Source organism: Gluconacetobacter johannae (assembly GCF_014174305.1).
GTDB lineage: Bacteria > Pseudomonadota > Alphaproteobacteria > Acetobacterales > Acetobacteraceae > Gluconacetobacter > Gluconacetobacter johannae.
In genome coordinates this window covers 22,002-28,065 of the sequence record NZ_JABEQH010000031.1, presented here as the reverse complement: position 1 = coordinate 28,065, position 6,064 = coordinate 22,002, and the positions used below count along the sequence as shown (strand labels likewise).

Here is a 6,064-nt window from a genome sequence, read left to right as displayed (position 1 = left end):
AACACACGCCCCATCCGGCGGAATTCGAGATGTATTACTCGGTCTGATCCCCCCACGGATCACCGATCGGGGCGCCGGAACCGCAAGGGGCCGGCGCCCTTTTTCGTGGGGCGTCGCCCCATACCCCACCAGGGCCCGAGGCCCCGGCCCCCGGTCACAGGCGCGCGTGCAGGCGGCCTTCGCCGGCCAGTTCGCGCCGGGTGCGGTCCAGTTCCTCGCTGTAGCGCCGCAGGGCGTGCTGTTCGGTCAGCAGGCCGAGGACGATGCGGCTTTCCATGTCCTCGACCACCACCAGCGCGTCGCTTTCGGTCTGTTCGAAGCGGGCGATGGCCTCGCGGACATTCATCTGCGGCACCAGCATCGCATCTTCGTAATGGGCGAATCGCGTCAGGTCGTCGCTGTCGCGGACCGTTTCGCCAAACAGGTCGGGCACCTGCACCATGCCGACATACCGGCCCGCCTCGTCGACCAGCACGAACCGCTGCGCCGAGCCCAGCGGATAGTGATGCCGGGCGGCCAGGACCGTCGCGGTGCGGCAGATCGTCTTGACGTCGCGCCGCATCATCCGCCCGACCGTCAGGGTCCGGATCCAGCCGATATCCACCGCCGAGCGGATCGACTCGCCCCGCAGGTGGAAGCGCCACGTCGCGAACGAATAGCCGAAGGTCCGCCGCACGGTCAGCGACGAGATGACCGACGCCACCAGCACCGCGCCCGTCAGCGGCAGGCTGCCGGTCATTTCCAGCGCCAGGAAGACCATCGTCATCGGCGCGCCGACAACCGCCACGGCCATGGCGCTCATGCCCACCAGGGCGCAGATCTCGCCCGAGAGCGGCGTGGCCGAGACCAGCGCCAGCCCGCCACCGAACGCCGCCCCCGTCAGCACGCCCAGATAGAGCGAGGCGAAGAACAGGCCGCCACGAAACCCGGCGCCGATCGACACCGACGACGCGACCGCCTTCATCAGCAGCAGGATCAGCGTCCAGCCCGCCGGATGCCCCCGCTCCAGCGCCACCCGCATCGCCCAGTGGCCCGACGACATCACCGAGGGCGAGACCAGGGCCATCGCCCCCACCACCACGCCCCCCACGGCGGGGCGCATCCATGCGGGCATGCCCGACCGGCGGAACAGGGCCTCGGTCAGGGTGACGCTGTACATCAGCGCCACCCCCAGCAGGGCCGCAATGATGCCCAGGGTCGCGATCGGCACGTAATCGGCCATCCGCAGGCCCGCGGGCAAGGCGACGACGACGCCCGGCGCCGCGCTGTGCAGCAGGCGTGTCACCCCGATCGCGCAGACCGAAGCCAGCGCCACGGGCGCCAGGTTGGCCAGCGAATAGGTGCCGATCACCAGTTCGAACGCATAGAACGCCCCGGCCAGCGGCGCGTCGAACGCCGCCCCGATCGCGCCGGCGGCCCCGCAGCCGACCAGCAGGCGCAGGTCCTCGCGCCGGACGCGGAATATGTACCCGATGCGCGACCCCATGGCCGCGCCAATCTGCGAGAACCCGGCTTCCAGCCCCACCGACGCGCCGACGCTGTTGGACAGAATGGTCTGGACGGTGACGATGATGCTGTCCAGCATCGACATCCGCCCGCCATGCAGGGCGTTCGCCTCGATGGGGTCCACCGGCCGTCCGGGCGCGTAGCGCGCCACGCACAGCCCCAGCGCCCCCAGGACCAGCCCCCCCAGCGCGGGCACCAGCACCGCCCGCCAGGGGTCGATATGCGCCAGCCCCGAAATGCGGCCGTCACCCGCGACCAGGAACAGGACCCGATGGGCCAGCAGGGTCGTATGGGTCATGGCGCTGACCAGGATGCCCGCGGCGACGCCCACGCAGGCCGCCAGCAGCACCAGCCAGATCTCGTCCGCGCGGACCAGCGCCCGCAGCACCCGGGGCGCATGCGACGCCCGGACGCCGCCGTGCAGCCCGGCCCATCCCTCATCCCGCACAGACGGGCCGCGATGACGACGCAGATGGTTCAGCAGTCCGGAAGTGGAGGACGGCACGATGGATCACTTTCGCGCGGCGCCCCCGCGGCGGGGCGCCCTTGCCGACTATTTGAAGTCATGCGCCGGCCCGATCAACTCAAATTACGCCATACCATCGTCCCGCCGGGCGGATACGTCCCCACCCGTTTTTCACCGACCCCATTTTTTACCGACCCTGCCGGAGAACGACCCTTGTCCCCATCGCTGCCCCGACATATGCGCGCCGTCACGATCCGCGAGCCCGGCGGGCCGGAGGCCATGGTCCTGACCGACCTGCCCCTGCCCGAACCCGGCCCGGGCGAGGTGCTGGTCCGCGTCATGGCGGCCGGGCTCAACCGGCCCGACCTGATGCAGCGCCAGGGCCTCTATCCCCCGCCGCCGGGCGCCAGCCCCATCCTGGGCCTGGAAATCGCCGGCGAAATCGTGGCAGTCGGCCCGGTGACGACCAGCCCCGGCACGCCCGCCGGGTCCGTCCCCGCCATCGGGACGCGGGTCTGCGCGTTGACCAATGGCGGGGGATACGCCGACTATTGCGTCGTGCCCGCCGGACAATGCCTGCCCTGGCCCGACGGATATGACGCGATCCGGGCGGCCGCCCTGCCGGAAACCTTCTTTACCGTCTGGTCGAACCTGGTCATGACCGCGCACCTGGCCGCGGGCGAGCGCGTGCTGATCCATGGCGGCAGCGGCGGAATCGGCACAGCGGCCATCCAGGTCGCCCGTGCGCTGGGGGCCGTGCCCTACGCCACCGCCGGGTCGGCGGACAAATGCGCGCAGTGCGTCGCACTGGGGGCCGAGGCCGCGATCGACTACCGGCACGAGGATTTCGTCGACCGCATCGCCGCCCTGACGGACAAGCGGGGGGTGGACGTCATCCTGGACGTGATCGGCGGCCCGTACCTGGAGCGCAACCTGCGCTGCCTGGCGCCGGACGGGCGGCTGGTCATCATCGCCCTGCAAGGCGGGGCCCGCGCGCAGGATGTCGGGCTGGCGCGGATCATGACCCGTCGCCTGACGGTGACGGGCACGACGCTGCGCCCGCGCGATGCCGCCTACAAGGCGCGGATCGCCCAGGGCCTGCACCAGACGATCTGGCCGTTGCTGGCAAAAAGGATCATCGCCCCGCTGATCCACGCCACCTTCCCCTTTCCGCATGTGACAGAAGCCCATAAGCTTATGGAATCGGGCGTCCATTCCGGGAAAATCGTCCTGGACATGCAGGCCGGCTGAAGTGAGGACCATGCGACCGTGCTGCTGAATGTCATCGCGCGTGGACCGGACGAGGCGGAAGACACCGCCTCGGCACGGCCGCCGATCGTCCTGCTCCATGGCCTGTTCGGGCGGGCGCGCAATCTCGGTTTCTTCCAGCGCCGCCTGGCCCGGACGCGCCGGACCCTGGCCGTCGATCTACGCAACCACGGCGACAGCCCGCACGGCCCGATGGACTACAACACCATGGCCGGCGACCTGCTGGAAACCCTGGCCCACCATGCCGCCCTGCCGGCCACGCTGGTCGGGCATTCGATGGGCGGCAAGGTCGCGATGACCCTGGCGCTGACCCGGCCGGGCATGGTGCACAGCCTGCTGGTCGCGGACATTCCGCCCGCCCGGACCGGCCATGGCCAGTTCTCGCTGGGCGAGCACATGCTGCGGATCGCCTTCCCGCCCTATCTGAACCGGGCCGAGGCCGACGCCCTGCTGAAACCCGACATCCCCAACGCCGACGTGCGCGCGCTGATGCTGCAGAACATCCGGCTGGGGGAAAACCCCGGATGGGTCATCGGCCTGCGCGACATCGTCGATTCGATGACCAACATCGAAAGCTGGCCCTATATCCCCGAAGGCTATTCCTATCCGGGGCCGACCCTGTTCCTGGCCGGCGCCAATTCGCCCTACATCCGGCAGGAACATTACGGCGTGATGCGACGCCTGTTTCCCAACTACCGGCTGGAACTGATCGAGAAGGCCGGGCACTGGCTGCATGTCGAAAACCCGACCCGCTTCGCCGCCCTGCTGGAAGATTTCACCGCGACGTACTGACCGCCCCAACACAGGCAACGGCCGGGGCCCTTGCCGGGTTCGGGCAGCGCCCGACCTTCCCTCAGGCCGTCATCGGGTTCGCCCGCGCGGGCGGTTTCGCCGCGTCGGACGCGCGCCACAGATACCATGCGGCCGCCGAGCGATAGGGACTCCAGGCCCGGGCGATGTCGGCCAGGGCCTTCGGCCGGGGCGCCGCGTCCAGGCCCTTGAGCACGCGCCAGCCGTCCCGCACGCCGAAATCGTCCACTGGCATCACGTCCAGTCGGCCCAGCGCGAAGATCAGCAGCATTTCCACCGTCCAGCGCCCGATGCCGCGCAGGGTCGTCAGGCGGGCGATCAGCTCGTCGTCCGACAGGGCCGTCGCCTCGTGCCGGGACGGAACGATCCCGGCCAGGCGGGCCGTGGCCACGCCCTGCATGGCCAGGATCTTGCTGCCCGAGAAGCCGCAGCCGCGCAGGGCGTCCACCGGCATGGCCAGCAGCGTGTCGGGGTCGGGAAACACCCCGCCGGCCAGCGCCATGAAGCGGCCCAGGATGGCCACCGCCGCCCGGCCGTGAAGCTGCTGGTGCGCGATGGCGTTCACCAGCGCCTCGTACGGCTCCTGCGCCGTATCGACCCGCAGGCGGCACGGGCCCGTCCGCGCGACCAGCGCCGCCAGGTCGGGATCGGCGGCGGACAGGGCCGCGCGGATGGCCCGGTCGAGATCGGGGGGCAGGTCGGCGATTGACATCCCGCCATGCCATCAGAGTTATGCTGGCAAGACAATCCTGTCGGTGGCAACATGCGGCCGGAGCCGGACGACGCACTGGCCCCGAACGGAACACGCCGCAGGCGATCACGCGGAGACTCCCGGCCTTTCATGACGGCGACACTCAGCCCTTCCTCCCGGTATCGCCACGCCGAGGAGCCCGTCCTGATCCCGCGCGTCACGGGAACGGGGCGCGGTTCCGGCCGGACGGGGCGCCCCGCCCCGCCAGCGCGGCCGGACGGGCGCGAGGGCCTGCGCCCGGTCCCGGTGGCGCCGCCGCAGGGCTATCGCGGCCTGCGCCGGCCCGGCGCGCCGATGATCCGGCCCGACACGATGGAGGAGCCGGGGGTCACCACCGTCCTGCTGGTGTCGGTGGCGTTGCACCTGGTCCTGCTGGCGGTGATGCTGCAAAGCGCGCGGCACCATGCCGGCACTCCGTCGTCGCCCGAGAACCCGTCGGTCGAGATGATGTTCGCCCCGCCGGCTTCGAGCGGCCTGCAAGGCCGCAATTCGCCCGACCAGGCGGGCGGGTCCAGCGCGCGGCCCAGCAAGCCCACGCCCGACGTCCCGCAGCCCGACCAGCCCGCGCCCAGCGATTCGGCGCCCTCGCCCACGGTGCCGACGCCCCAGACGCCGGCCGCGCCGCCGCTGCCGCGCACGCCCTCGGACCAGACCCTGCCGGACCAGCCCTCGACCACGCCGCCCAACGCCGCGCCGCAGAGCCCCGGCCAGGCGAGCCAGGCCTCGCCCCACCCGACGCCCCACGCCACGCACCCGGCGCGGCCGCGCATGCCCAGGCACCAGCCGTCGCCCTTCGATTCGCCGATGGACCTGTCCTTCGCCCCGTCCCCCGGCCCGCAGCGGCAGCGGCGAGGACGGGCCGGCGGGTCCGGCAGCCCGATCGACCTGTCGGTCGGCCCGACGGTACGCAACGGGCAGTTGAACACCCCCTATTCGACCCAGACCCAGATCAGGGGCGTCAGCGAGGATTACGGCGAGGAAATCGACCGCTGGATCCGCAGCCACATGTACTACCCCGAGGAGGCCGCCCGCGACGGCGAGGACGGGGCGTCGTCCGTCCATGTCGTGCTGGACCGCAACGGGCGCGTGAAGTCGGTGCGTCTGACCGGGCAATCCGGATCGTACTACCTGGACGCCGCCACCACGGGCATGTTCCACGGGGCGGAGCTTCCGCCGGTTCCGCCGGACATGGTCGGCAACCATTTCGATATCGACCTGACGATCAACTACATCCTGATCCGGCGTTGAAGGATCGGGGCCGG

General features: G+C 71.1%; 5 protein-coding genes. 3 read left to right on the top strand and 2 right to left on the bottom strand.

The window, feature by feature from the left end; all coding sequences use genetic code 11:
* Positions 1-154 precede the first annotated feature (154 nt).
* A complete protein-coding gene (locus HLH21_RS16510) occupies positions 155-1,954 on the bottom strand; it encodes a chloride channel protein (RefSeq protein ID WP_373319559.1) in 1,800 nt (599 codons plus the stop codon).
* A gap of 255 nt (positions 1,955-2,209) precedes the next feature.
* On the opposite strand from HLH21_RS16510, the gene HLH21_RS16505 reads away from it, so the two are divergent.
* Together HLH21_RS16505 and HLH21_RS16500 are read left to right on the top strand one after the other, a co-directional pair.
* Positions 2,210-3,223: an NAD(P)H-quinone oxidoreductase gene (locus HLH21_RS16505; RefSeq protein WP_182944849.1), complete on the top strand. Its 1,014-nt coding sequence runs from the start codon at positions 2,210-2,212 to the stop codon at positions 3,221-3,223.
* Positions 3,224-3,241: 18 nt separating this feature from the next.
* Positions 3,242-4,033 carry an alpha/beta fold hydrolase gene (locus HLH21_RS16500; RefSeq protein WP_182944844.1) on the top strand — a complete coding sequence of 264 codons (792 nt, stop codon included), beginning with the start codon at positions 3,242-3,244 and terminating at the stop codon, positions 4,031-4,033.
* 61 nt (positions 4,034-4,094) lie between these two features.
* Here HLH21_RS16500 and HLH21_RS16495 read toward each other — a convergent pair whose 3' ends face one another.
* Positions 4,095-4,763, bottom strand: a complete 669-nt coding sequence (locus HLH21_RS16495) for a DNA-3-methyladenine glycosylase family protein (RefSeq protein ID WP_182944843.1) — start codon at positions 4,761-4,763, stop codon at positions 4,095-4,097.
* 129 nt (positions 4,764-4,892) lie between these two features.
* On the opposite strand from HLH21_RS16495, the gene HLH21_RS16490 reads away from it, so the two are divergent.
* A complete protein-coding gene (locus HLH21_RS16490) occupies positions 4,893-6,050 on the top strand; it encodes an energy transducer TonB (protein ID WP_182944842.1) in 1,158 nt (385 codons plus the stop codon).
* Positions 6,051-6,064 lie beyond the last annotated feature (14 nt).

Bases quoted from the DNA above. Each gene is read 5' to 3' on its own strand.
- HLH21_RS16505 (WP_182944849.1), top strand. From the start codon at position 2,210: ATGCGCGCCGTCACGATCCGCGAGCCCGGCGGGCCGGAGGCCATGGTC.
- HLH21_RS16495 (WP_182944843.1), bottom strand. From the start codon at position 4,763: ATGTCAATCGCCGACCTGCCCCCCGATCTCGACCGGGCCATCCGCGCG.
- HLH21_RS16490 (WP_182944842.1), top strand. From the start codon at position 4,893: ATGACGGCGACACTCAGCCCTTCCTCCCGGTATCGCCACGCCGAGGAG.